Source organism: Elusimicrobiota bacterium (genome assembly GCA_016180815.1).
Classification (GTDB): domain Bacteria; phylum Elusimicrobiota; class Elusimicrobia; order JACQPE01; family JACQPE01; genus JACPAN01.
In genome coordinates this window covers 22,973-48,253 of sequence record JACPAN010000004.1, presented here as the reverse complement: position 1 = coordinate 48,253, position 25,281 = coordinate 22,973, and the positions used below count along the sequence as shown (strand labels likewise).

Below are 25,281 nucleotides of genomic sequence, written 5' to 3'. Positions count from 1 at the left end.
TTGAAGGGATGACGATATGAGAGTAGGCGTATTGTTGGGATGCCTCTTTTTCCTATTTTCATCCGTTTGCTCGGCCGAAATCCGCCGGCGCGGCAAATCTTCCGAGGAGCTTTTGTTCCAAGGCATCGATCTTTACGAAGACGGACAAATGGAAGACGCCATGGAAAATTTCATGGAAGTCATCCGCATGGGGGCGAGCCCCGAAGAGGTGGCGCTGGCCAAGGAATACGTCAACAGGATCAGCTATCGCATGGCCGGCAAGCCGATCGCCCAGCCGAAGGCCCCGTCTCAATCGGCGGTCGGCCTTTCCGCGCCGCCTCACGAGGCCCCGGCCGCTCAATCATCCCGGCCGCCGGCGTCAAAGACGGCCGAATCCGTTCCGCCTTTACCCGAAGAAATGGCGCCGGCGGGGGCCAAAAAACCGCCGATGCCCAAGCCTACGCCCGAGGCTCTGACCGAATACGTGAAGCTCAAGCTCCATAACCGCCGCAAGGAGCTGATCGAGGCGGTTAAGAAAAAAGACGCCGTGGGCGTGGTGCTTAAGGGCACGGATAAATTTTTGGCGCTCACGATTCCGGAAAGCCTGCTCTTCGCCAAGGAAACCAGTTTTAAAAGACAGGCCGGCGATTTGCTCAAAATTTTGGCGGAATCCGCGTATTATCACCCCAAGCATTTGATTCGCATTTACCCGGCCCAGACTCAGGGCCGCTCCAGCATCTCGAATCTTCAGCGGGCCACGATTTTAAGCAGCTACCTGACCGGCCGCGGCATGGCGCCGGCCAGAATCGAGGTGGATTTGGAAGGCCAGCCGCGTTTCTCCATCGGCCCGGAAACCGAATTTCCCAAGGCGTTGCAGCAAATGTCCCGCAATCGTGAGGCCACCATGATGCTGGTGTTCGAGGAATTCGCCAACCCTTTCCATACGCATTATTTTTTCACCAAATACCTTCCGCGCCAAAGCTCAAAAAGCGAATACCCGTCCCTGTACTTGGGCGTTTCCCGGGAAAAAATCGACGCCCGCATCGGCCAGGGGATGGTCATCGAATTGTTCGCCAGCGGCAATCCGCAGGTGATCGCGCACTGGAGTTTGAGGCTGGTCGCGCCGGATAAAAGCACGGTTTGGACGCATGAGGGCAAGGGTTCGATTTTGGAAACGTTTTATTTCGAGGGCAAGAGAGACGCAATCGGCGATTTTGAGGTTTTGCCCACGGGCAGATACACGCTTGAGGCCGAGGCGTTGGATGTGGGCGGAGGCAAAGTCCGTTCCACCAAGGTGATCGACGTTGTCGGCCAGGACATCAAAAAAGTCGTCAGCCAACCCAAGCCGGCGTCTGCGGCCAAACCCAAACCTAAACCTGCGGTCAAATCCGGCCAAGCAAAGGCGGCCAAACCCAAACCTAAACCAAAAGCAAAAGCAGTCAAGCCTAAAGCCGCTTCTATTACCAAAGCTGCCGCGCCCAAGGCCGTGACCGCGGCGGCCGCCGTTGCCGCGCCTGTCGGGGATGCGGGCAAGGGAGTCGGCAAAACTGTGCCCGTGGAAGCCTCTGAGCAGTCCTCGGCCACCTCGTTTAATCTGACTAATTTTAAAATCGCCTTCGGCCCCAACGACACCAAGGTTTCCAAAGAGCAGGTGGCCATGTTGAATGAAGTGGCCCAGGCCGCCCGGCTCCATCCCGCTCAGCGTTTGACGTTGATCGGCGCAGCCTCTCCCGATGAGCACAACGCCAAGGTGTTGGCCGAGCAGCGCGCCCGGGAAGTGGCCAAAATTTTAAGCGGGGATTTCGGCGTGGCCGGATCGCGCATGGTCATCGAGTCAGGCACCGGTGAAACCGGTCAGCGCTATGTGGAGGTCTTTGTTGAGCAATGAGGAAGCAGCTCAAACGGTTCTCCCGAGGCTATACCCTTCTTGAGGTGCTGATTGCCGTGATGGTGGTGTCCACAGCCACCGCGGGCATGATGAGCGTGTTTTTGCTGGCCGCCAAGCAATCCGGAACCACGGCTAATAAAACCAGCGCCGCTTTCATACAAAAAAGAATTTTGGATGAGCTTAAAAGCTATATCGTTGAAACACCCTGGGCGCACCTTTCCGCAGATGACACGACGTTCGGGGAAATTCATCATACTTGCACCTGCACTCCCGCCTGTAGCGGCGGCACGCACTATATCCTTGAAGACAATAACGGCGGCGGCTCCACCCAGCATCAAGCCATTCGTACGGACGGCACCAATATGCTGCCGTCAACGGATGAGTTGGTAACGAAATATAACGCAACGGCCGTTTATTTGGTCAATGATATTACGGTCAGCGGTTTTACCAGAAAACAAATGGACGCTCGAGTGACTTTTTCGGAGCCGGCGCCATGAACAAGACCAAGGGATATACGCTGATTGAAGTTTTGGTGGCCATGATGATCGCCACCAATATTTTGGTCGGTTTTTCGGTCAGCTACACCGCGATTGTTCGCTATATGGCGACACTTCAGCAAAAATCCACCGGCGCCTTTTCCGTTTTGGCGGCCATGAAAGTCATGGTCAGCGAATTGAATTCCGCCAGCTGCACCTCGGCCACCGAATGCACGGTTTTTGACGGCGTGACCGGCATTGTCATGTGTTCCATCGTGGGCGTCGATCATCGGCTTTGGGTCAGAAAACATCCGAACCCCGATCTTCACGGCGATGTCTTCGCCCGTTTTCATTACAATACGACGACAGATCAGCTCACTTATTGCACCAGCGTCGCCGCCATGGGTTCCACGGCCGCTTGCGCGGGTTCCCAAGTCGTGATCGCCAGGGACATCGATAATCAGGGAGGAGAAAATATTTTCACCTGCAGCGGCGCGAACAAGGACGTGCGCGTTATTTTAAACGCGATCGTTGAGAGAACGCCGGCCGGAGCCGTTCAAACCAGACGGCTTTTTGAGACCACCGCGAAAGTTCCGTTCAGTTGCGATACGGGATGTTGATATGAGAAGAATATTGAATTCACGCGGGGTGGCCCTCCTGCAGGCGTTGGTCATGGTCAATGTCATGGCCTTGACCGCGGCGGCCATGCTGATCGTGATTATGTCGGGCTTTATGGGAACCGCAACCGTGGAGCAGAGCATCGATAATCGGGGCGCGGCTGAAGCGGCTATTGCCATGGCTTATGAGGATTTGCATTGTTACGACCCCAACGTTGCGGGGACATGGACCGGAGGTGGATGCACGGCTCTTTATTCAACATGCTCACCGTTGCCTCCGGCGCTGCCGGCTAATTGCACCTATGCGACGGGAGCCGGCAATGTTCAAGTGGATTTTACCTATGCTTCAAGCAGCTATACATTGACGGCCAGGGGAAATGTTCAACAATAATGGATAATAGTTGAAGCAAGAAAAATGAAAAAAGCGAGTTATTATCCGGCGCTCTACATCGATACTAAGGGCCTGCGTTGGATGGCCCTGGAGAAAACGCGCTCGGGCCATCAATTGGTAGCGCGTTTTGAGCAGCCGTTTTCACAAATTTTCGCCGATTCCGAATTCGCCGGCCAGGGAACGACGTTAAATCCCATCCAAACTACCCAGGGTTCGGGGCAAATCGTGCGCTGGCTGGCCGCGCCCCAGATGAAGGCCGCCATCGCCGAGGCCGTGAAAAAGCTGGGCATCAAAAGCGATCAAATCGGGATTTGTTTTTCCGAAGCCTTCGCCGTGTTCCGTTACTTTTCCATGCCTAAAATCGAGCGCGCGCATTGGGGCAAGGCCATCCCCATTGAAGCGAGAAAATACGTGCCTTTTCCGCTTCAGGACTGCCTGTTCGATTGGCGCGCCACGGAAATTGCGGTCGCCGGCAGGACCATGCTCGGCGTTATTTTCTCGGCCATGCGCCGGGAAATTTACGATACGCTTAAAGAGACGTTGAAGAGCCTGGGCTATGAGGCCCCGTTCGTGGATACGCTGCCGTTCGCCGCGGCGCGTTGCGTCACCGCCATTTGCCGGCGCCTGCCTCAACCTGTCGATATTTCTAAGGAAGCCGCTCTGGCCGTTTATCTTGATCTTGAGCAGGTCCAAATGGTTCTTTTTGCCAAATCCATCCCTGTGCTGCAGCGCAGCATCTACATGATGGATTCCCCGCATCGCGGTTCTTTTGTGCTGGAGCGGCGCAAGCTTGATTTGCAGGCGACGATTGATTTCGTCAATCGTCAATTGGGTCTGACCACCCTTGGGCGTATTCTTTTGTTGAGTTCCCCGTTGTTGGACGACGAGTCTTTGAAGAATTGGGCCAGCGGCATTTCTGAAGAGCTGGGGCTTAAAGTGGAAATCATCAAGCCGCTGGGCATCGGTTTCGCGGAGAAGGGCAAGGACGGGGCCGCGTTCGAGCTTGCGGACTGGGCGGAACTCGTCAATCTGGGCTTGGCCTTGCGCGGCGTCAGTCCGGAGCTCGAAGCCCATGAGCTTAACTTGGCTCAAGTCAACACTGTGGCGGCGCCGAAACAAGCGGCGTTAAAGAAAATTTGGGCGGTCAGTTTGGCCGCGGCCGGCCTCATGCTGGGCTTCGGGTTGTTGCGCGCGCAGAAGGCGCGCTCGATCGAGGCCCAGGCTTTCGGGACGCTCCAATCCGTTGAATCGAGCCTGCCTGAAATCCAGGGCAAGGATGAGGCGACGATCAGGACCATGATGGAAGCCATGATTGCGGGCATGGCCACGGCCCGGCAGATGACGAATCCAAGCGGCCGCCTCCACTTGACGCGGGTCTTGGCCGCGGTGGCGGATTTGGTTCCCGCGCAAGCATGGGTCGAACAATTCAGTTTTTCTTCATCCGGCGTGGGCACGGGCCACGGTTTGGGCTCGGCCCCCATGCTGCGGCTTTCGCTGGAGGGCAAGGTGGAGGTCCAGGCCGACCGTTCGGAGTCTTCCATCATCCAGGAATTTTTCAAGAGGCTTAAAGCGGACCCCATGATCGCAAAACAATTCGCGGCCGCGGACATTTCTTTTCAAAAAGTGGAGGGCCGCGAGGGCGGCGATGCGAACATGAACGCCGGGCTCTCGCCGGACATGATCAACACCGGTATTTCTTTCGAGAGGCGGTCTCGATCAAAATCGCGGTCGTTGTTGGCCTTTTCCATAGATTTTAAAAACGATGGCAAAATTAGAAATTAACAAACAATCCGTTGAGAACTGGCTGTATGAAAACGGCTTTGAAACGGGCCTTAAGGATAAGTCCCTGCAGGCGCCGTTGATCGTCGCCGTGGTCGGCGTTTTTCTCGGCTGGTTCCTGATCAAATCAAGCACGTCGAAAATCGCCACGGCCTCAGCCTTGGCCAACGACGCTCAGGTCAAATCTCAAATCGCCGAAGAGTACCGGCAGGTCGCCGTTGGGTGGGGGGAATTTTCCAAAACCATGTTCCTTCCTCCCGACAAGGATCCGAAGGATTGGCTTTCCTCCCAGATTTCTTCCTATGCTCAAGGCAGCGGCGTCGAGGTGATCGCGGCCAATCCTTCCGGGGAAGCCGTGAACACGGGTTCGTTGATCTGGCAGCAGGGGTCTTTTGAGCTGCGCGGATCGTATCATGATTTGGGACGATTTATGGCGGATCTTGAAAACAGCAGGCCCTATGTCGGGGTCACCGATTTTTCGTTAAAAAGGGACTTGTCTTCAGAGGGAAACGCAAAGCCCTCGGTGCGCTTGACGGCGTATGTTTTTCTCAGCGGCGCAGCAGCGGCCAAGGCGGCGGTCCCATGAAAAAGATCGGATTCTTGGAAGTCACTATTTTCGGATCATCCCTGTTGATTTTGGGGTTGATGATTTGGTTTTTGTCGTTGGTGTTTTTCGGCTCAAGCGTCGATTCAAAGGCTCAAATCATGGCCACGTTGTCGACGATGGAAGCGGCTCATGTGGCCGGGTTGGCTCCGGGTTCCGGACAAAAAGCCGTCCCGGCAGGCTCCGGTTTTCCGGCGCCTCCTCAGCAGCAGGCGCAGGCCTTTGCGCCGGAACCTGCCGTTAAGATGGAGCCAGCCCAGCAGCCTGAGCCTCAAGCGGCGCCGGCCATGGGTTCGCCTGCGGCTCAACAGATTCCTCAGCCTTCGGCCGCCGTTGAAACGCCTCAGCAGGATTTAAGCCGAAACATGCCAACGCCCCCGGCCTCCGAAGGAGAGGGTCAAGCAACGAACCAGCAAACGCAAGCGGCCGCCGCAGAGGCTCAGCAGGCTGCCGTGGATTCGGTCACGCCGCCGGCGTCATCGGTTTTTGCCGATCCCGTGTCCGCGCCTCCCCGGCCGGGCCAGGAAGAAGCGGCGCTACGGCCGTCGATGGAAATGTCCGCCCAGACCGCGCCGCCTGCGGACATCCCCGTTGCGCCGGCCCCGCCCGTGTCTTCCGCGGCCGAGGCTCCGGTTGCCGCGGATCAAATCGAATCAACGCCGCAACGGGCAATCCAGGAACCCCCGGTGAAACCGCAGGAAACTGTTGCGCCGGCCGCCGCCCCGGCGCCCCGGCAACCCTCGGCTGAGGCGCTTTCCGATTTTAAAGTCGCTTACGAGCCTCGTTCAGGCCGGGATCCGACCATCACTCCCGAAGAGCTTCGCCAAGTCGACCGTATCCGCAAGCAGAAAGAAGACGAAGAACGCCGCAGGTTGGAGGCGGAAGCCGCCCGCCGCAAGGCTAATGACCCGTTTGAAATCGTCAAGAAAAAAATCAGCATTCAGGGCGTGCTGCATACCGATGAAGGGGTGCTCGTCATCGTCAATAATCAGATTTTAAAGCGCGGCGAAAGCTATATGGGCGCTAAAATCGTTCAGATTCAGGGCAATCGCGTGATTTTTAAATTCAAAGATCGAATCTTTCATAAAACATTCAGTGGAGGGGAGTAAATGATGCAAGGGAGCGAGAGGGTCAGCGGTTCGGGAATAAAAATAGCGGGGATCGGCTTGTTGGGATTTTTATTGGTGGCCGGCCCATGGGCTGCGGCTGCGCCCGCTAAAAAGGCCAAAACAGGAGGGTCCGCCGCCGCGCAGCAGCCTGTCGACGCGGCTGAGCAACCGATGGTCGAAACGCCGGCCGCCGTTGCTCAAACGACGAATCTTCCCTTTTATCTTTGGACCCGCCAAAGCTACGAAACGAAGAAATCTCAAGAATTGTTGAGCCTTTTGGAGCGCGTCTTGGGCGCCGGCAAAGTCGGCGTTCACGTGCAATTCGAATGGCCTGAGGCGCAGGCCGGCGAAACGCCCAGCCTTGAGCCCGCCCGCGTCCAAGCCTTGGTGCTCATCGACAAAAAAGACTCTTCCGCGGATTCCGAATTCATCCAGAATTTGGCGGTTCGCGTTTTGGGCATGGCGCCTGAGCGCGGCGACGCTGTTAACGTTTACGCCGTTGCCCGGCAGACGGACTTAAAGGACCTTCTCTTTTCACCTGAAGCCATGCTTGATCTCATCAAGTTCGCCGTTCTTTTGCTGATGGCGCTGCTGGTGTTGGTGACGGTCGTGCGCTCGGCGAATCAGATCAGCGTTTCGTTGGAGCGGGTAGCGACAACGACCAGGACGCATGATGTGGACGTCACCTTAAGCCCCAAGGTGGACGCCCTCTCGCATGCTTCGCGAGGGCGATTGACGGCCATGAATCCGTCGTTTGAGCCGTCGGCAAGCTCCACGGCCTCGTTCACCAAGGCCGATCCGGAAATGCTGGCGCGCGTTCTGGCTGAGGAAAATTCCCGCGCCATCGCTATTTTTATCAGCGCATTGGAGTCCGACATCGCCGGCAAGGTGCTTTCGAGCCTCCCGCCCTCAAAACAGGAGGAGGTGGCGCTGACTTTGCCTCAAATGGTGGAGCCTGATCCGCGCGAAGTCGCCCAACTGCAGGCCCAGATTCATCTTAAGCTGCGCCGATTGACGCTAGAAAAGAAATAGCCCGCGCGGCAAATTTCCTATTGCGCGCTTAAGACACTTCCCTTATCCTATTTAGCAGCACGAAAATCCCGCCTGTTTGCGGGAGTGCGAATAATGCGCGGACGGTTAGGGGGGGATGATGCGTTTTTCCGAGTATCTGAAAAAAGGCGTTGCCGTGAGTCTGGCGGTTTTGTTGTGGGGGAGCTCAATTCTGCCGGCGGCGGCGCAAAGCGAAGTTTTTCCGCCCCCTCCTGATGAGGAACAGGAAGAGCCCGAGGCTCCAAGGCCGACGGCTCCCAGAAGCGTTCCGGCCAGAACCGAAGCCAAGCCCGACAATTCTCCGTCGGCGATTAAACCCGAGCCTCCGTTGACAGAAACGGCCAAAGCTCCGGTGAAAAAGACCGCGGGCCGCCTGTCGCCGGAATTGGCCAAAATCACGATCCGGCTTTCGGATGTGCCTTTGTCCGTTTTTTTAAGGGCGGTCAGCCAGCAAACCAGGGTCAATTTCATCATCAGCGAAGGGCTTGAAAACAAGAAAGTCACCGCGTTTTTGGAAGGCGTTACGTTGGAGGAAGCCCTGGGGGTTCTCCTGGGCATCAAGGGCCTGGCGTATGAAAAAATTCCTGGCAAGACCCACACCTACCTGATCACGACTAGAAAAGAAACCCAGCCCAGAACCGCTACCAGGATTTTTGAGCTCAGCTTTATTCCCCTCAGGGACATTGAAATCACCGAATTGCAGGGTGAAGATCAGAGTTCGGTCGGTACGGCCGGCGGATCCGAAGAAGCCCAATCGGGCGCTTCCGCCGCGCAGCCGGCCGGGCAGGATATCGTCGGCGTGATTACGACCATGCTTTCTTCGTTCGGCCGCATTGCGGTGGATGAGCGGACGAATTCCCTCATTATCACGGACTTGCCCGAGCGTTTCCCCGAGATCGACAGATTGATCCGCGATCTCGATAAAAAATCCCCCCAGGTTTCGATTGAAAGCCAAATCGTGGAAATCAACAGCGACGGGCTGCAAAAAATGGGTTTGGAATTCGGCGGAGAAAACGGGGAGTTGGTGCGTTTTATCGGCCCCTCGCGCTACACCGATTACTTGATGCGCGACGGCTACGACAAGGACCGCAAATCATTTTGGACGCCGTTTAATACCGGCCAAAGTTACGAGGCCTTTAGTTCGCCCAACGCCATTCCCATATCGGCCTTTGACGCGCGCAGCGGCGTCACGTTCGGCGTCGTTTCCTTCAGCGAATTTCAAATTTTATTGAGGGCTATCATGACCAAAACAAGGGGCAAGCTTTTGGCCCGTCCCAGGATTTCAACGGTCAACAACAAGCCCGCGGAAATCCGCGTCACCAGGAATGAAGCCATCGGCACCGCGGCCGTGGTCGGCAATGTGGGCGCGGCCCAGTCGAGCGTTGAGCGCCAGCAGACGGGCTTGATTTTACGCGTCACGCCCCAGGTCAACGGCGACGGTTATATCACCTTGGTCATCGAACCCAAATTGACCAGAACCGTCAATTCCACGGTGGGCATCGGGGTCAAGGACCCGATCACGCGCGCGGTCAAGACCATGGTGCGCGTCAAAAACGGGGAAACCATCGTCTTGGGCGGTTTGATGGACACCCGCGAGGAGCGCATCGTCCGCAAGGTGCCGATTCTAGGCGATATTCCGATTATCGGTTGGATTTTATTTCGTTCGTGGTCGACCCAGAAAGTCAACTCCGAACTGGCGATTTTCCTGACGCCGTCAATAATGGAGGGATGACCAACAGGGTAGCCTTATGATTCGATTACGCATCGGCGATGTTCTTTTGGAGCAAGGGCTCATTAATCAGGAGCAGCTTGATCGCGCGCTGACCATCCAGAAGCAGACCGGAGGCATGCTCGGCGAAATACTCGTCAAAAACGGTTTTGTTTCCGAAGAGCAGTTGACCAAAGCGCTGTCGCGGCAATTCGGGCTTCCCTTCGCCAGCCGCGCCAACGGACTGTTGACGGTCAGCGACAAAGAGGCGTTGAAATCGTTGATCCCCCAGGATTTCGCGCGTTCCCATCATTTGGCCCCTCTTTTTGTCCGGGATGAAACTTTAGGCGTGGCCGTGGCCGACCCGATGGACGTCATCACCATGGATAATTTAAGGATTCTGACCGGAAAAAATTTGATGGTTTACCTGGCCATGAGAACGGAAATCGGCGCCATCTTGGATTCTCTTTACGGCGGCGGCCAGGGGGCCGCTGATTTTTCCAAAATTGCCCAGGAGGCTTCGGCCAAGGCCAATGTCATCGCTCCGATCGAGGAAGTCGGAGAGGAAGAAAAAGCCGACCTTGATAAAAATGTGGCTCAGGCCGGCGAGACCAAGGTGGTGCAATTGGTCAATGAAATCATCCGCCAGGCGATCGAGGAGCGGGCCTCCGATATTCATATTGAACCTATGGAAGATTTGATCAGCCTGCGCTTCAGAATCGACGGCGTTCTTCATGAGAAGCCGCCCCCGGCCAAGATTTTGGGCGGGCCCATGGTCTCGCGCATCAAGATTTTGTCCAAGTTGAACGTGGCGGAACGAAGGCTTCCACAGGACGGTTCTTTCGCGGTCAAGCATAAAGACAATACCATTGATATGCGCGTATCAAGCTGCCCGACCGTCTTCGGGGAGAAAGTCGTCGTCCGCATCTTAAGCAAGCAGGCCGTGGAGCTCGACGTCAAAAAAATCGGGATGGAACCCAAGCAACAGGAGGATTTTTTAAAGGCGGCGGCTTATCCCCACGGCCTGATTTTGCTCACCGGCCCCACGGGTTCCGGGAAAACCACCACCCTTTATTCCATTCTAAAGGCGATTCAGGCGCCGGATATCAATATCATGACCATCGAAGACCCGGTTGAGTTTCAGATCAGGGGGTTAAATCAAGTGCAGGTCAAACCTCAAATCGGATTGACGTTTTCCGCGGCCCTGCGTTCTTTCTTGCGCCAGGACCCGGACGTTATTCTCGTGGGCGAGGTGCGCGATTTGGAAACGGCCGAGCTTTGCATTCGCGCGGCTTTGACCGGACACTTGGTTCTTTCAACCCTTCACACCAACGACGCCTTATCCGCGGCCTTGAGGCTTAAAGATTTGGGCGTTGAGCCGTTTCTTGTTTCTTCGACGCTTGTTTTGTTGGCGGCTCAGCGGTTGGTGCGCATGCTTTGCAAAGACTGCAAACAGCCGTACACCCCGGACAAGGCGCAAGTCGAGAGCTTGGGGTTGCCTTATAAAGAACCGTTGTTTAAAGCCAAGGGTTGCCTAAAATGCTCAAGCACGGGGTATATGGGACGCAAGGCGATTTACGAAATTATTTTGACCAATGATCGCCTGAGAACGGCCATCCATCAGAATTTGCCCCTTCAGGAGCTTAGAAAACTCGCCCGCGATTGCGGCTTTATGACGATGAAAGAGTCGGGCTATCTTAAGGTTCAACAGGGTTTGACCAGTTTGGAAGAATATTTGGCCACGGTCATGATCGAGGATTAATGTGCCTACTTACGTTTATTTAGCTCAAAACGAACAAGGCAAGGAAGTCGGCGGCGAGATCGAGGCTCCCAGCGAGATGGAGGCCATCGCCCAGGTTCAGCGCCAAGGGCTTTTGGTCTTAAATGTTCGGGAAATCAGGGGCCTTGGCACGCGCAGGCTTGCGGATGGAACGAGCGAGACGACGGCGACTCCCCAAGCCAAATCTTTTTCATTTTTTGCCGGCGGCGGCGTCCCTGCCGCGGACATGGTCTTCCTGGCGGAGCAGTTGTCCACGCTTTTAAAAGGCGGTTTGCCTCTGCTTCAGGGCCTGAAATTGCTGGGTCAAAATGTTTCCAGCCCCAGGCTGACGAAAGCTTTGGATCGAGTGGCTCAAGACATCGCCGGCGGCACCAATTTGAGCCAAGCCTTGGCCCGCCACCCCAGGATTTTTAAGGATATCTGGGTGCCCATGATCGAAGCGGGCGAAGCCAGCGGGCAATTGCCCAAGGCTTTGGAAGACATCAGCAATTATTTGAATCAGCGCGAGGCTTTGCGCGCCAAAGTCGTAACCGCATTCATGTACCCATCGATTTTGTTGGCTACTTCCATTTTTGTCCTGGCTTTTTTCATCATCAAAATCGTGCCGGTTTTCAGCGATATTTTCAAAAATTTTAACCTGAAGCTTCCGCCTCTGACCGCGTTGGTGATCAGCGTCTCCGGTATCATCACGGGTAATTTGGGTTTGATTGTCGGAGGAACGGCCGGCGCTTTTTTTCTATGGCGGCTTTATTTAAAAAGCGACGCCGGTCAGTGGACCAGCGCGCGCTTGATGCTGAGCCTGCCCATGTTCGGCCCGTTCGTCAAAAATATTTTGGTTGAGCAATTTTTGGTGAATTTTGCTTTGCTGCTTAAATCGGGGGTGGATATTCTCAAAGCGTTGTTGATTATGGAAAAACTTCTGGGCAGAAACAGAATTATCTCAAAAGCCATTGCCACGGCCAGGGAGTCGATCAAGGGCGGCGGCACCATTGCCCAGGGTTTCGCCCAATCCAAGGCATTTCCGCCCATTACCGTGCAAATGATGAGAATCGGCGAAGAGTCGGGCCGCCTGCCTGAAATTTTGGACACCCTTTCCAGCTACTATCGGCGGCAAATCGATAATTTTATCGCCCGGTTGTCCTCGGTCATCGACCCGATTATGATCGTGGGCGTGGGCATGATCGTGACCGTCATCGTGATGGCCGTTTTTCTGCCGATTTTCGAACTCTCGTCCGTCGGAACAGGAGGAAGATAATGAGGGGTTTTACGCTGATCGAGCTGTTGGTGGTGTTGATTATCATGGGGACGCTTGTGGGCATCAGCGTTCCCATGTACACAAAAACGGTCGAAACCTCAAGAGCCGAGGAAGCCCAGGCTCTGATGAACGCCGTGTATGCGGCCAATCGAATGTACGTCATCAATAATTGCCCGACGGGCTTGAACTGTTACTGCAATCCCCTGATCACTTCCGATTGTGATGCTGCCCAGGCGGGCACTCAAAGCCTGGTCAGTTTAAACTATGTCCCCAATCTCAATGCCCCTGCTCGTTCGTATTCGTATTGCGCCGCTAACAATGCAACGGCAACAACGCGTGCGGCATTCGCGAGGCGAAACGGCGGCACTGGCAATTTCGCGAACTGGGGCTATGCGATCACGGCGGGAGGAACGATATGCGGTTACGGCACGCAAGTGCCTTTGCCTCAGGGCGTAGCCTGCTGCGTCGGCGCTTGGCCCGCTTGCACCGCGGCTCCGGCCTGCCCTTGAAAAACGAATATATTCATGCTATTAATCTTAATAGTGGATACGGGGGGTGCAAATTCGTGAATAATCAAAAAGGTTTTACGCTGATCGAGCTTCTTGTCGTTTTAATCATTATCGGTGTTTTAGCGTCCGTGGGCGTGCCTAAATATTTTCGTTCCGTAGAACGTTCGCGCGCGTCCGAGGCGATTTCCATGCTTTCAGCCATCGCCCAGGCTCAAGATCGCTATCGTCAGAGAAATGGCAACTATTCAACCACGGGGCAGGCTCTGGATGTAGATATCGTGGCCGGCCGGTTTTTCTTGGCGCCTGTCGGTATCAGCCAAAATATAGCGCAAATGCAAAGAAATGCCGCTATGGAAGGCGGCACAACCGGTTGGCCCACGGGTTGCACCAACGCTTATTTTATGACGGTTAATTTTAACTCAGGCGGCATCCCGGGCAACCGCAACTGGAACAACAGCAATATCAACTGCGCTTTCGTTTGGCCCTAGCTGTTTCTGAAATTCCTGTCGTTTAAGACCGAATATTCCGGTCGTTTCATTTTTTTGCCGCTTGCCACGGCGGTTCTGCTTTTCTTTTTAGCGACGAGTCTCTTTATACCCAACAGCAATCCTGATCTGTTTTGGCATTTGGCAGCGGCCCGGGAAGCGAGAGCGGGGGGGCTTGCTTATTTAAACACGGAAACTTTTTCATTCACGAAAGCGGGGGTTCCTTGGATCAATTTTGAATGGCTTTTTGGGTGGATTGCGCTTAGGATACACGATCTCGGTTCTTTTTGGCTTTTGGCCGCAGTTCAATCTGCTTTGACGGTAGCACTCGCCCTCTTGCTGTCGGTTTATTCATTGCGCAGGAGTTCCGGCTATTCGAGCGCCCTTTGGTTGGCGGTGATCATGCTGAGCGTCGGCCTTGTGGGCGGCCGAAGCAGTATGCAGCCTGAGTTATTCGGATTGCTTTTTTTGGTCGGTTTTTTTTTCCTGCGCGATCGTCTTGTGTTGGTTATTGGGCAAAAAGGAGCGCGCGCTAGATGGTGGCTGGCCATTTATGTTCTTTTTTTCGCGCTTTGGGCCAATATCCATAGCAGCTTTTTTTTCGGCCTCATGGTGCTTGGACTTCAGGCGGCAAGCCGTTGCTTGGAAGGAATCATTAGCGCTTACCGGTCGTGGGATTGGAGCCTGGAAGCGCGCCGGGCATGGATCAAAATCCGGCCCCTCATGATGCTTATGCTGCTCGGCGCCGCGGCCGCTCTCTTGAACCCTTTCGGCTTTGGCGTGTATTACTTGATTTTTTGGGTCATGCAAAACATAAATTTTTTGCAAATGACAATCCAAGAATGGGGACCGACGGAATTCGTGCGCAGCGGCGCCATTTTTTGGAGCTATTTTTCCGTCAGCCTGGCGTTGATGAGCGCCGCCAGCTTGTTGAGAAAGCGGTTGATGCTGGAAGGTTTTTTGTTTCTGATTTTCTGCGGCCATATGGTCTTTGAACATACGAGGAATGTGGCTGTTTTCGGCGTCGCCACAATGCCTTATTTTCTTGAGGCGTGGAGCCATTGCCGCCGGCTCGCCCCTCTTTGGTTTAAAACGCTGGCCGCCCTTTCCATCTCAGCAGTGGCTTGTTTTTTCTTCTGGTTGGCCGCAGCCAGCGCCGAGCATAACATACGCATTATTCGCGCCAAACCCAAATTAAATAGAGACTATATTAACGCCTCCATGTTTCCCGTTTTGGCCTTTGAATTTGTGGAGCGCTATGAGGCTGATCTGCCCAAACGGATCATGTCTGATTGGGGCTGGGGAGGCTATGTTGATTGGCGGTTGGCGGACAATGGTTTTAAAGTTTTTTTTGACGGGCGGTATCTTTTTCACAGCCTTATGGAAGAGGGGATGAAATATACCGACCGCCCGCAAGCATGGAGCGGCTTTTTAAAATCAAGGGGAGTCGATCTTGTCATTCGATCCCTGCCTCAGACCGGTGATTACATGCCGTCCGAAGCCTGGGATGCCGACGCCAGCCAAGAGCGCCTCTTGCGCAGCAAGACCGCTGTTTTTTATTCGCCTCAGGAGTGGGCGCTGATCTGGTGGGATGCGTTAAGCGTTGTTTTGGTGCGGCGTTCCGCCGTATCGCCGCATTTCTTGGCCAGACGGGAGTATCAATTTTGGGCGCCGCTTGATTTCGAGGCGGTTCACTTTGGTTTGAAAACAGGACGCATTGATGCCCGCGGTCTTGAGCGTGAAATGCGCCGCAACTACGATGAGGCGGGTTCCAATTTTATCAACAGCTATTTTTTTGACGAACTCACCCGAGCTCTTTCCAAACAGAAAATGTAATGAAACGGCGCCCATGGCCCGGGCGCGTCCACTAGGCGCCTGTTTCCAGGCTTCGCAGCTCTACGGTGTCATCAAGCCAAAGGTTCTTGCCGGTGAGTTTTCGCGGGCCCCGCAGGGCGGTGACGACGCTTTGCGTGAGGATATTTTTTTGACCGGTCAAGGCCGCTATTTCCTTGAAACCCTTCGGGGTATCAGCGTAAGATTCGGCCCATTTAGCCTCGATCAGCTTGAGTTTTTCTCCGACAGGGATCACGAAATCAATCTCATGCCCGTAATGATCCCTATAAAAGAAAATCGAAGACCGTCGTCCGCGATTGGCGTCACGGCGGATCATCTGGCCTAGAACATGGGTTTCAAAGATGGCGCCCAAAAGAGCGCTTTGAGTCAATTCTGCGGTTGTGCGGATGCCGGCGAGATAACAGGCAAGGCCTGTGTCTAAAAAATACAATTTAGGAGTCTTGACGATGCGCTTGCCCAAATTGCGGTAATAGGGTTCCAAAAGATAAATGATATTGGAAGCTTCCAAAACCGAAAGCCAGCTTTTAATAGTGTTCGGGCTTAGTCCCAAATCCGAAGCAAACGAGTTAAGCGAAAGAAGCTGTCCCGTTCTGACGGCGGCCAGCCTCATAAATCGGTCAAAATCCCGCAAGTTCCTTACTTGAAGCGCTTGACGGACGTCCCGTTCCAAATAAGTGACTAAGTAATCCGAAAAAAAACGTTGAGGATCAAGGTCCCGGGCGTAGATTTCAGGATACCCTCCCTTGAAAATCCACTGGGCCAGTTGATTGCCCTCGGCGCGGTGGCCGCTGAAGCTTTCCAGTTCACGCGCGGAGAGCGAATAAAGCTCCAAGATGGCCGCCCGTCCGGCCAGGCTTTCGGTGACGCCTTGCATCAGTGAAAATTTTTGAGAACCGGTCAAATAGTAAAGACCGGAGCGTTCGCGATTGCGGTCCACTTCTTTTTTTATATAGCGCAGCAGTTTTGGAGCATACTGAACTTCATCAACGACAAGGGGCGCGGAGTATTTGGCCAGAAAGCCCTCCCCGGACTCCTCGGCCTCCTGAGCGACGGCCGGCACATCAAGAGAGATGTAGTTGGCCTTGGCGAAGAGCTGTTTTAAAAGGCTGGTTTTCCCGGCTTGGCGGCATCCCGTTACGATAAGAACAGGTCTTTGCGAGGCGATTTTTTTGATCGTGTGTTCAATTTCACGCGCGATCCACATAATGGGTAGTTTGCAGTATTATTGACGATTTTTCAATAGTCAAAAAGGGCGATAGTTATTTTTTCGATGAGCTGACCGGGGCCTTTTCCAAGCAGAAAATGTAATGAAACGGCGCCCAGGGGCCGGGCGCGGTTGATTCCGACGTTAGGCGCAGGGTGCCGCCGTTGAGTTGGCGCTCGAGCCATGGCCGGTCGACCTCATGAAGGTGCCATTGTTGCAGCATGTCATCCGACATGGGGTAGTCCTTGGCCAGAATCTTTTTTAAGCCGAGGGCCAACACAAGGCGTTTGATCCGGTTGATGATGGTTTCATTGGGCAGGGTAATGACGATTTTAGCCTGCGCTTTGGCCACGCGGCTCATTTCTTTTAAGACGGCCTCGGGTTTTAGAACGTGTTCGAGCATCTCGGAGCAGACGATTCGGTCGAAGGTTCCATCGGCGAAGGGCAGGCATTCCCCCGGCGCCTTGACCAGATACGCGTTCGGGTGAGAGCGCAGCCGGCTCTTGGCTTGATTGAGCAGCCGTTGGGATAAATCAACGCCGACGGCTTGGGTGTTCGCCAGCAATTCGATCAAGTTGCCGGAGCCGCAGCCTAAATCAAGAACAAGGTCTCCCGGGCGCGGTTCCAGAGCCCGGCAAGTTTTTTTTAAGCGCAGAGATTCCATCCAGCGAATGGGCCAGCTTGTCTTGTTGATGAACGCGTCCGGGTCGTAACGGCCGGCCATCGCTTCGTTCCAGGAAGCATGTTCCCGGAGATTGGATGGCCGTTGGGCGCCGTTGGTCACATCGTGAGTTTACAGAAATTGGCTTCGCAAATTTTCGGTAAAGTATCAGGACTTATGCGGATCAACGTTCGTTTCATTTTTTACTTTCTTTACGGCGCAATTTTTATTTCCCTTCTTTACCCGGAGAACAATCCGGATTTGTTTTGGCATTTGGCCGCCGGCCGCAAAGCCCAAGCCATGGGCCGATGGCTGTTGGATCAAGAGCTTTTCTCCTTTACTCAGCAGGGAGCGCCGTGGGTCAACTACGAATGGCTTTTTGAAATGGCTGTTTGGAAGCTTTACCGATGGGGCGATTTCCGGGCCTTGGTTTTGGCGCGCGCCGCGCTTATCCTTCTGGCTATCGTTGCCGCGGATCGTTATTTGGTTCATCGCTTGGGCTGGCGGCGGGCCGCGGCGGAGCCTTGGCGCGTGGCCGCGCGTTCGGCCAATATTTTAATGACGCACGCTTTCCTGGCCTCCCGGGCGACCATGCAGCCGGAACTTTTTACGTTCGTTTGTTTGCCGGTTTTCTTTTTACTTTTCGATAAACTGGCGGCAAAGTTATCCAAGATGCGGGCGGATCAAGAAACATATCTGCTAGCCGGTTTATATTGTTTGCTTTTTTCTCTGTGGGCGAATATTCACGGTGGTTTTGTCTGGGCCTTGGGTTACCTGGCGATTTTGTTCGGGGCGGAAATCTTGGCCTGGATCAATGCCTGGCACCGATCCGCAGCCGGCTCGATCCGGAGCCGGGCGCGGGGGGGAGAGGATGCGCTGGAGCGCCGGCGCCGGTTGACGATCGTGGCTTTCGCGGCTCTGGCGGCCTTCGCCGCAACGCTGGTCAACCCTTATGGAATCAAGCTTTATGAAGTGATTGTGCGCCATATGAAGGACGCGCCTTTCATCGCCACGGCGATTCACGAATGGCAGCCGACCCGGATCGATCATCCGTTGAGCTGGCATTACTGGGGAGCGTTGCCTTTGGCCGTGGGGTTGCTGATTGCGCTATGGGCCGCGACCGGACGGCTGCGTTTTTTTGGGATTCTTTTGGTGGGCGCGTTTGGTCTTTGGGCGGCCCGGCATGTGCGCAATTTGGCTGTTTTCGGTTTGGTCAGTTTGCCGATTTTATGGGAGGCTCTCCGGGACGCCGCTCCTTGGTTGCTCGCGCGATGGGATTGGCCGCTCAAAGGGCAGCGGCGCTTCGTTGTTTTGCTGAAAGCGGCGGCTAAAGTCATGGTTTTGCTCATGGTCGCCTCCGGCGTCGGCTATGGCGGCTATTTTTTGGGGGAACGCGTTGTTAAAACGGGGCGTAATCTTTGGAATTACCGCGGCATTCCCAAAGCGTATCTGGCTGCGGGCAAATACCCCGAGCTTGCTTTTGGGTTTCTTGAGCGAAACCCGGAACTCTTGCGTCTCAATATCTGGGTGGAATGGGGCTGGGGCGGGTTTGCTTCCTGGCGGCTTCATGATCAGGGCGCGCGATTTTTCATGGATGGACGCTATATTTTCCATCACGAGCTTAAAGAGCTGTTCCAGCGCGCCGCCCGGCCGGATCAATGGACGGATTATCTCAAGCAGCGCCAAGTCGATCTCTGCGTCATGCACCACCCGGATGCGGAGGCGTTCTTGCCCGTTCATTCATCGAACGCTGCCTCCGGAAAGCCCGGTTATGCCGTGCGCAGCTGGCACGGGTTGGCTTATCCGCAATCCGATTGGGCCCTGATCTGGTGGGACGGCAATGCCATGGTTTTGCTGCGGCGGGACCGTTGGCCCGCCGGCCTGCCTAAAACGTTGGAATACAAAAGCCGTCTGATTATCGACCCTCATCAGGTTGAGAATCAAGTGCGCAGACAAGAGTTGAATCCGGATGTTTTGGTTAAGGAAATCGGCCGCAATATGCGCGAAGCAGGATTGAATACGCGCAATGCGAATCTTCTGAGGGTCGTCGCCGAATGGGGAGAGGGGCGATTTTGAGGAAAAGCCGGGATATGGCATAATCTTCGCAATATGGGTGGACATAGTCATTGGGCCGGCATTAAGCATAAAAAGGCGGCCTTGGATGCCAAAAAGGGGAAGGTTTATACCCGGATTATCCGGGAAATCGTCATCGCCGCCAGAGAATCAGGCGGCAATCCCGAGACTAATCCCCGTTTAAGAAAGGCCATGGATGACGCCCGAACGGCCAATATGCCTTCGGACAATATCGATCGGGCAATTTTGCGCGGCTTGGGCAAGCTTCCCGGCGCCACCATCGAAGAGGTGCGTTTTGAGGGCTACGGGCCCGGCGGCGTGGCCGTGATGGTGGAGGCGACCACGGACAATAAAAACCGCACGACATCTGAAATTCGCAAAATTTTCAGCTCAAGCGGCGGGTCCTTGGGCGAGGCCGGATCCGTTTCCTGGGTGTTTCAGCAAAAGGGTTATATCGAAGTCGAGAAAGCCAAGGTCGCGGAAGAGAAAATTTTTGAGGTGGCGATCGACGGCGGCGCCGAGGACGTGAAGGCGGATGAAAAAGAGATTTTTAAGGTTCTGTCGAACCCTAAAGATTTTGAGCGCGTGAAAAAGGCCCTTGAAGCGGCTCAAATCCCGATGATGTCGGCCGAAGTCACGTATTTGCCAACCAACGAAGTTCCTCTAACGGGCGGCGACGCCGAGAAAGTTCTCTCCTTGATGGAGTCGTTGGAAGAGCACGACGACGTTAAAAACGTTTACGCCAACTACAACGTCCCCGACGAAATCCTCGCTCAGCGTCAATAGTTTTTCAGAACGCTGAATGTTTCGTTTTCATAAATCGCCGGCTGTTCGCTTCGTCCCTCCACGATAACGGCTTCGATCGGGATATCGTCGCTTACGCGAGAGAGGCCGATTGTCATCATAAAATCCGCTTGAGCCAGCCGCTGGAGCCATTCTTTTTCAAATCCGGGAGCCCAGTGCATGGCCGCTCCGTCGATCCATTCGATATACGGCGAGCGAAGCGATAGGACGCGAAAACCGTGCGCGCCGGGCGGAGTTAAAAATACCGCGCCGGGCGGAGCATTGTTGTTGGCCCAGAGCTGAAGTTCGTCCCAATCCATCTGTTTTGTATTTTTATGGTCAAAATCCAGGAATTTGATTCTGTGGATGATGACGCGGGCATTGAGCGCGCAAGGAATCAAGAAGACAAGGATCATGGCTCGCGCGGCTGTGGCGTATTTTTTTGTTTCAGCCGCGAGCACGGAGAACGCGAATAGAGTCAGCAGGAGCAGAGCGATCAGCGTTTTTGTGACGGCCGGGGATTCTCCCAAAGCGTCGCACAAGATGACGGCCAGGGCGCTCAGGGTCAGGCCAAGGATTAGGCTCCGGGACCGGGTCCAGGCCCGGGCGATGAGAATGGGCATGATCATGAGTCCGTAATAAGGCGGGGAGAGTTCGACGAGCGCGACGACGATGAGCCCGGCGGCGGCCAGGGATTGGAGCCGGGCGTCAGCAGCCAAGCGCCGCAAGAAATCCGCGCCGAAAATCAACCCGAAAGCGACCAAAAAAATATCGCTTCTGAATAATTGCAAACGGATGACCGGTATGACGGGGAATATTTCACCGAAAATGAAAGCACAGGACCACATGATGACCATCGCTCGGCAGAAGAGTTTGATGTTATTCGCTTTGCGGCAATGGGCAAAGCCCTGAGCGAGAAAAAACCCCAACAGCGCGCCCATGGTCGAAAGCCTCAGCCATTTTTCCAAGGGCCAGGCCGAAGGAAAGTAATGGCTGGGGTCCCATAGACGCAAGGCCGTTAGAAAGTCGTTCGTAGGACCGCCGAAAGGATTTTTTAGACTCAAATACCAAAGAAGCCAGGGCAGCCACAGCAGAACAAATACACCCCAGCCCCATTTTGCTTTTCGCCAATGGTCGAATCCTGCGGCTGCGAACAAAACCAGGATAAAATTCGCGGTTAACGGGTTGATGTAATAGAGGCCGGCGACAAGAGCGAAAGCGGACCGATAACGTTCCTTTAAGTGCCATAGGATGCCCAGCAGCAGGAAAGGCCCGGACATCGAAGTCTGATACAGCGCTGTTTTAAACATCGGCTCATCGCCCAAGATGGAGAGCAAATGAACCTGCGGCGATAGGGCGAATAAGAAACAGGCGAGCCAGGACGTCGCGCGCCTGGCGAAAAGAAATTCCGCCAGGTGATACGCGGTCCAAAGCAATAGATATTTGAGAGCGATATGAAGGAGCAAATGCAGCCTGGCAAGATCGACGGCTTGAGCCAGAAAAGCCATCAGGCGCGGATAAAGGCTGGGGAAAGAGCCTAACGTGTCGACGTAAGGATCGCCGGGATAAAGCGCAGGGTCCATGATTTTACGGATGAAGGGAAGGACTTGGATCACATTGGGGTTGCCGGCGTAGGTGTAGCCGAAGACCGAGTAGGATAAGAGCGTGAGACCTGCGATCGTAAGATATTTGCCGGAGGGACGATCGAGAATAATATTTAGGCTCTTGGCGATCATGAGTTTGGATATTATTGATTTTTGTATCCTACGTCGACGCCATGATTATTTTGGGCATTGATCCGGGATGGGACCGTTGCGGCTGGGCCAAGCTGCGCGTTGCGCAAGGTTCGAATGCCCGGCGCAGCGAAAAGCCGGAACTTTTGGAATGCGGCGTCATCACCACCGAGCGCGGCCGGCCCAGAACCGAGCGTTTGACGGATCTTTATGGCCAAGCCTGCCGTTTGTTTAGAAAAGCGCCCCGGCCGCAGCATGTCGCCGTTGAAGAAATTCATTTGCCTCCCCAGGGTTATCGGATTTCCAATTTGCTTCATTTGGGCGAAGCGCGGGGCGTGTTGATGCTGGCCGCCGGGCAGACCGGACTCGCCATTTCCGAGATTCATCCCTTGACCGTCAAATCCGCGGTCACCGGATCGGCGCGCTCCAGCAAACAGGATGTGGCCAGATTTTTGAAATTTCTCGTGGGCAGCGTGCCTTCGGGGCAACTAGACGATACGACGGATGCCGTGGCCATCGCGTTGACCGCGGCGTTGAGCGTCAAATCTCCTTTGCTCGCCTCTGTTTCTTGATTTATGTACGCGTATTTTCGCGGCTCGGTTGTTCATGTGGGCGCCCAGGGCAAAGGCGCTCCCTGCGAAGTCTGGCTTGAGGCCGGTTCCGTGGGTTATCGCTTGGCCGTGGCTCCTTGGACGGCGAAGCGTTTGTCCGCCAATCAGGAGGTTTTGCTTTACGTTTCCCAGTCATCGGCTCTTTACGGCGGAGAAACGACGCTTTATGGATTCTTGACCGAAGAAGACCGCGCCCTGTTTGATCTTTTGCGCGATGTCCCCGGCTCCGGAGCCAAGAAGGCCCTTGATTACTTCGAGAAAATCAAGGAAAAGTCGCCGGTGAGTTTTCTTCAGGGCCTGTTGCGCGGGGACGCCAAAATGTTGGGCAATCTCTTCGGGTTCCGCCCCAAAACTGCGGATAAAATGCTGGCGAATTTAAAGGACCGGGCCGAGCCTTTGCTGCAGAAAATGTTGGCTAAGGGCGCGGTCCCGGATCAAACGCAAGCGGACGGCCCCTTGCTTCAATTTGACGGCGCTCTTTGGGAGCGCGCCAGGGAAGCCTTGGCTGCTTTAGGCTTTGATTATCGGAACGCGGATCAGGCTTTAGGGACGGTGCTGCGTTTAAGCGAGGGCGATGAAAACAAACCCATCAATTTGGAAACGTTGGTGCGCCGCGCCTTAAGGGAGTTGGGGGCGGGCCGAGCGGGCTGAATCGATGATGGAAAAAGAAATTCCCCGCAAGAATCCCGACGCCAAAAAGCCTCAGGTTCCGGAAAATATCGAGGCCTTGCTTCGCCCTCAGACCTTGGCTGAATTCGTGGGCCAGGCGCAGCTTAAAGAAAATTTGTCGATTTACATCCAAGCCGCCAAAAAGAGAAAGGAGCCCATGGATCACGCTCTTTTCTATGCGCCTCCGGGTTTGGGGAAAACCACCTTGGCCCATATTTTGTCCAGGGAAATGGGCGTCAATATCCGCGTGACATCAGGCCCGATTTTGACCAAATTGGGGGATTTAGCCGGACTCTTGACCACCCTCGAAGAGGGCGACGTTCTTTTTATCGACGAGATTCACCGGCTTAACCGCGCCATCGAAGAGGCGCTGTATCCGGTGATGGAGGATTTCACCTTTTATATCCATACGGGCGGCCGGGCCGGGGGCATGGGTTCGACTCAGCTGAAATTGGCGATCCCAAGATTCACTTTGATCGGGGCTACGACCAGGGCGGGACTCTTGACCGGGCCTTTGCGCGATCGCTTCGGCATTATCGGGCATTTGAATTTCTACGACATTCAAGACATGTCTCAAATCATCACGCGCTCCGGGCGTATTCTGGGCATGCGCTTGATTCCCGAGGCTTCGGATATTCTGGCTAAACGATGCCGGCGCACGCCCAGAGTGGCGAACCGAATTCTAAAGCGCGTGCGCGATTTCGCCCATGTTTTAAACAACGGACAGGTGAGCCCGGACTTGGTCCGCGAGGCCTTAAAGCGCATGGAAATCGATGATTTGGGTCTTGATCCCATGGACCGGCGTTTTCTGCTGATCATCATCAATCATTTTGACGGGGGCCCCGTGGGCTTGGAGACCTTGGCCGCCAGCCTCCAGGAGGAGGCGGACACCATTACGGATATTTACGAGCCTTACCTGATTCAGGAGGGCTTTTTAAGCCGCACTTCCAAAGGGCGCGTGGCCACGGAAAAGGCGTTCGGGCATTTAGGCATCAAGCGCCGCGCGGCGCGCTCCGCAACGCCGGTTCCTGAAGCGCCTTCGTTGAGCTGATTTTGATTTTTCAAATGAAACGGCGGTTCATTTTTTTTGCCTTGTTTGCCTGGTGCGTCCCGGCCGGAGCCCACGAAATCCGCGTTTTGCTGGACCATATTTCCCAGGGTGATTTGCATGTGGAGGTTCCCGAGGGAGGCTTCACGGTCACGCGCCAGGACGGGCAGATTCCGGTCAGTCAAGAGGGCGCTCTTCGCGTAGCCGACGGCTTGATCGTCACCTCCAACGACGGCCGCCATCTTTATTGGCGGGGCAAGCCTTATCGCGGCCGCCTCGAAGTCACCCGCATGCCGGACGGGCGCATGGGTCTGGTCAATGTGCTGGATATCGAGGACTATTTGTACGGCGTTTTAGCCAGCGAAGTGGATACCAAAACTTGGCCCATGGAGGCGCTCAAGGCTCAAGCCGTGGCTTCGCGATCCTACGCCTTGCACAAAATCGGGATGGACCCTTTGGCTTCGTTCAATATCGGAACAAAGTCCAGCCATCAGGTTTATTGGGGAGCCGGGGTCGAGGATACGCGCGCCAAAGAGGCGGTGGATGAAACCCGGGGTTTGGTGTTGTTGGATGATCAAGGGGCGGTTGTTGCGGGCTATTTTCATTCTTGCTGCGGCGGACGAACCGAAGATATACGCGATGTCTGGGGCGGCTCCGTGAACAATATTATTTCCGTCAGCGATTTCGGCTCTTGCCAGATGAGCCCTCATTACAGCTGGGCCACGACGTTGCCGCTCGCCGAACTCGGCGCGGTTTTAAGGCGCTTGGGGTATACGTTCCATGAGCCGATCAAAAGTTTTTTAATCGGCGAAATGACCAAGAGCCGGCGCGTTTTAAATTTCAAAGTGATCACGGCCAACGGGCGCCTGATCGTTCCCGCGGAACGGCTCAGGCAGGCCTTGGGCCCCAATTGGATGAAATCCACTAAATTGACGCAAATTCAGTTTAAAAACGGGCGCTTCGTCATTCACGGCAACGGCTGGGGCCATGGGGTCGGCTTATGCCAGTGGGGAGC

At 54.8% G+C, this 25,281-nt stretch carries 23 protein-coding genes; 20 read left to right on the top strand and 3 right to left on the bottom strand.

Features of this window, described 5'->3' with window-relative positions:
* The first annotated feature begins 16 nt into the window (after positions 1-16).
* The 14 genes from HYT79_01565 (at position 17) to HYT79_01500 (ending at position 15,466) form a co-directional block, all read left to right on the top strand.
* Positions 17-1,867, top strand: a complete 1,851-nt coding sequence (locus HYT79_01565; GenBank protein ID MBI2069265.1) for an OmpA family protein — start codon at positions 17-19, stop codon at positions 1,865-1,867.
* A complete protein-coding gene (locus HYT79_01560) occupies positions 1,864-2,364 on the top strand; it encodes a prepilin-type N-terminal cleavage/methylation domain-containing protein (GenBank protein ID MBI2069264.1) in 501 nt (166 codons plus the stop codon). The genes HYT79_01565 and HYT79_01560 overlap by 4 nt, the downstream gene beginning before the upstream one ends.
* Entirely contained in the window at positions 2,361-2,963 is a 603-nt protein-coding gene (locus HYT79_01555) for a type II secretion system protein (GenBank protein ID MBI2069263.1), read from the top strand. The genes HYT79_01560 and HYT79_01555 overlap by 4 nt, the downstream gene beginning before the upstream one ends.
* 1 nt (position 2,964) lies before the next feature.
* Entirely contained in the window at positions 2,965-3,351 is a 387-nt protein-coding gene (locus HYT79_01550; protein MBI2069262.1) for a hypothetical protein, read from the top strand.
* A gap of 24 nt (positions 3,352-3,375) precedes the next feature.
* The gene (gene pilM / locus HYT79_01545) at positions 3,376-5,133 is read left to right on the top strand and encodes a pilus assembly protein PilM (GenBank protein MBI2069261.1); all 1,758 of its coding nucleotides are present in this window, start codon (positions 3,376-3,378) and stop codon (positions 5,131-5,133) included.
* Entirely contained in the window at positions 5,114-5,716 is a 603-nt protein-coding gene (gene pilO, locus HYT79_01540; protein ID MBI2069260.1) for a type 4a pilus biogenesis protein PilO, read from the top strand. Before pilM ends, pilO begins: the two co-directional genes overlap by 20 nt.
* Positions 5,713-6,843, top strand: coding sequence for a hypothetical protein (locus HYT79_01535; GenBank protein MBI2069259.1), 1,131 nt, complete (start codon positions 5,713-5,715; stop codon positions 6,841-6,843). The genes pilO and HYT79_01535 overlap by 4 nt, the downstream gene beginning before the upstream one ends.
* A complete protein-coding gene (locus HYT79_01530; GenBank protein MBI2069258.1) occupies positions 6,844-7,875 on the top strand; it encodes a hypothetical protein in 1,032 nt (343 codons plus the stop codon).
* Positions 7,876-7,990: 115 nt separating this feature from the next.
* A complete protein-coding gene (locus HYT79_01525; protein ID MBI2069257.1) occupies positions 7,991-9,625 on the top strand; it encodes a hypothetical protein in 1,635 nt (544 codons plus the stop codon).
* A 16-nt stretch (positions 9,626-9,641) separates the two neighbouring features.
* Positions 9,642-11,363 (top strand): Flp pilus assembly complex ATPase component TadA, encoded by a 1,722-nt coding sequence (gene tadA, locus HYT79_01520; GenBank protein MBI2069256.1) that lies wholly within the window; start codon positions 9,642-9,644, stop codon positions 11,361-11,363.
* Between the two features lies 1 nt (position 11,364).
* Positions 11,365-12,636: a type II secretion system F family protein gene (locus HYT79_01515; protein MBI2069255.1), complete on the top strand. Its 1,272-nt coding sequence runs from the start codon at positions 11,365-11,367 to the stop codon at positions 12,634-12,636.
* Entirely contained in the window at positions 12,636-13,145 is a 510-nt protein-coding gene (locus HYT79_01510; protein ID MBI2069254.1) for a prepilin-type N-terminal cleavage/methylation domain-containing protein, read from the top strand. Before HYT79_01515 ends, HYT79_01510 begins: the two co-directional genes overlap by 1 nt.
* A gap of 56 nt (positions 13,146-13,201) precedes the next feature.
* Entirely contained in the window at positions 13,202-13,633 is a 432-nt protein-coding gene (locus HYT79_01505; GenBank protein MBI2069253.1) for a prepilin-type N-terminal cleavage/methylation domain-containing protein, read from the top strand.
* Positions 13,634-13,687: 54 nt separating this feature from the next.
* The gene (locus HYT79_01500) at positions 13,688-15,466 is read left to right on the top strand and encodes a hypothetical protein (GenBank protein ID MBI2069252.1); all 1,779 of its coding nucleotides are present in this window, start codon (positions 13,688-13,690) and stop codon (positions 15,464-15,466) included.
* Positions 15,467-15,497: 31 nt separating this feature from the next.
* On the opposite strand, the gene HYT79_01495 is transcribed toward HYT79_01500, so the two are convergent.
* Entirely contained in the window at positions 15,498-16,688 is a 1,191-nt protein-coding gene (locus HYT79_01495) for an ATP-binding protein (protein MBI2069251.1), read from the bottom strand.
* 55 nt (positions 16,689-16,743) lie between these two features.
* The gene (locus HYT79_01490) at positions 16,744-17,472 is read right to left on the bottom strand and encodes a methyltransferase domain-containing protein (protein MBI2069250.1); all 729 of its coding nucleotides are present in this window, start codon (positions 17,470-17,472) and stop codon (positions 16,744-16,746) included.
* 54 nt (positions 17,473-17,526) lie between these two features.
* Here HYT79_01490 and HYT79_01485 point away from each other — a divergent pair, with 54 nt between their 5' ends.
* Together HYT79_01485 and HYT79_01480 are read left to right on the top strand one after the other, a co-directional pair.
* Positions 17,527-19,425 carry a hypothetical protein gene (locus tag HYT79_01485; protein MBI2069249.1) on the top strand — a complete coding sequence of 633 codons (1,899 nt, stop codon included), beginning with the start codon at positions 17,527-17,529 and terminating at the stop codon, positions 19,423-19,425.
* 33 nt (positions 19,426-19,458) lie between these two features.
* Entirely contained in the window at positions 19,459-20,208 is a 750-nt protein-coding gene (locus tag HYT79_01480; GenBank protein MBI2069248.1) for a YebC/PmpR family DNA-binding transcriptional regulator, read from the top strand.
* On the opposite strand, the gene HYT79_01475 is transcribed toward HYT79_01480, so the two are convergent.
* The gene (locus HYT79_01475) at positions 20,202-21,941 is read right to left on the bottom strand and encodes a hypothetical protein (GenBank protein ID MBI2069247.1); all 1,740 of its coding nucleotides are present in this window, start codon (positions 21,939-21,941) and stop codon (positions 20,202-20,204) included. The genes HYT79_01480 and HYT79_01475 overlap by 7 nt on opposite strands.
* Before the next feature lie 14 nt (positions 21,942-21,955).
* On the opposite strand from HYT79_01475, the gene HYT79_01470 reads away from it, so the two are divergent.
* From HYT79_01470 to HYT79_01455, 4 genes are all read left to right on the top strand, one after another.
* Positions 21,956-22,510, top strand: a complete 555-nt coding sequence (locus HYT79_01470) for a crossover junction endodeoxyribonuclease RuvC (protein MBI2069246.1) — start codon at positions 21,956-21,958, stop codon at positions 22,508-22,510.
* 3 nt (positions 22,511-22,513) lie between these two features.
* The gene (locus HYT79_01465; protein ID MBI2069245.1) at positions 22,514-23,200 is read left to right on the top strand and encodes a hypothetical protein; all 687 of its coding nucleotides are present in this window, start codon (positions 22,514-22,516) and stop codon (positions 23,198-23,200) included.
* Positions 23,201-23,207: 7 nt separating this feature from the next.
* A complete protein-coding gene (gene ruvB / locus HYT79_01460; GenBank protein MBI2069244.1) occupies positions 23,208-24,269 on the top strand; it encodes a Holliday junction branch migration DNA helicase RuvB in 1,062 nt (353 codons plus the stop codon).
* 14 nt (positions 24,270-24,283) lie between these two features.
* A partial coding sequence (locus HYT79_01455; protein MBI2069243.1) for a SpoIID/LytB domain-containing protein occupies positions 24,284-25,281 on the top strand: 998 nt, incomplete at its 3' end.

Coding starts and splice junctions, on each gene's coding strand:
- HYT79_01565 (MBI2069265.1), top strand. CDS start 17: ATGAGAGTAGGCGTATTGTTGGGATGCCTCTTTTTCCTATTTTCATCC.
- HYT79_01560 (MBI2069264.1), top strand. CDS start 1,864: ATGAGGAAGCAGCTCAAACGGTTCTCCCGAGGCTATACCCTTCTTGAG.
- HYT79_01555 (MBI2069263.1), top strand. CDS start 2,361: ATGAACAAGACCAAGGGATATACGCTGATTGAAGTTTTGGTGGCCATG.
- HYT79_01550 (MBI2069262.1), top strand. CDS start 2,965: ATGAGAAGAATATTGAATTCACGCGGGGTGGCCCTCCTGCAGGCGTTG.
- pilM (MBI2069261.1), top strand. CDS start 3,376: ATGAAAAAAGCGAGTTATTATCCGGCGCTCTACATCGATACTAAGGGC.
- pilO (MBI2069260.1), top strand. CDS start 5,114: ATGGCAAAATTAGAAATTAACAAACAATCCGTTGAGAACTGGCTGTAT.
- HYT79_01535 (MBI2069259.1), top strand. CDS start 5,713: ATGAAAAAGATCGGATTCTTGGAAGTCACTATTTTCGGATCATCCCTG.
- HYT79_01530 (MBI2069258.1), top strand. CDS start 6,844: ATGATGCAAGGGAGCGAGAGGGTCAGCGGTTCGGGAATAAAAATAGCG.
- HYT79_01525 (MBI2069257.1), top strand. CDS start 7,991: ATGATGCGTTTTTCCGAGTATCTGAAAAAAGGCGTTGCCGTGAGTCTG.
- tadA (MBI2069256.1), top strand. CDS start 9,642: ATGATTCGATTACGCATCGGCGATGTTCTTTTGGAGCAAGGGCTCATT.
- HYT79_01510 (MBI2069254.1), top strand. CDS start 12,636: ATGAGGGGTTTTACGCTGATCGAGCTGTTGGTGGTGTTGATTATCATG.
- HYT79_01495 (MBI2069251.1), bottom strand. CDS start 16,688: ATGTGGATCGCGCGTGAAATTGAACACACGATCAAAAAAATCGCCTCG.
- HYT79_01485 (MBI2069249.1), top strand. CDS start 17,527: ATGCGGATCAACGTTCGTTTCATTTTTTACTTTCTTTACGGCGCAATT.
- HYT79_01480 (MBI2069248.1), top strand. CDS start 19,459: ATGGGTGGACATAGTCATTGGGCCGGCATTAAGCATAAAAAGGCGGCC.
- HYT79_01475 (MBI2069247.1), bottom strand. CDS start 21,941: ATGATCGCCAAGAGCCTAAATATTATTCTCGATCGTCCCTCCGGCAAA.
- HYT79_01465 (MBI2069245.1), top strand. CDS start 22,514: ATGTACGCGTATTTTCGCGGCTCGGTTGTTCATGTGGGCGCCCAGGGC.
- ruvB (MBI2069244.1), top strand. CDS start 23,208: ATGGAAAAAGAAATTCCCCGCAAGAATCCCGACGCCAAAAAGCCTCAG.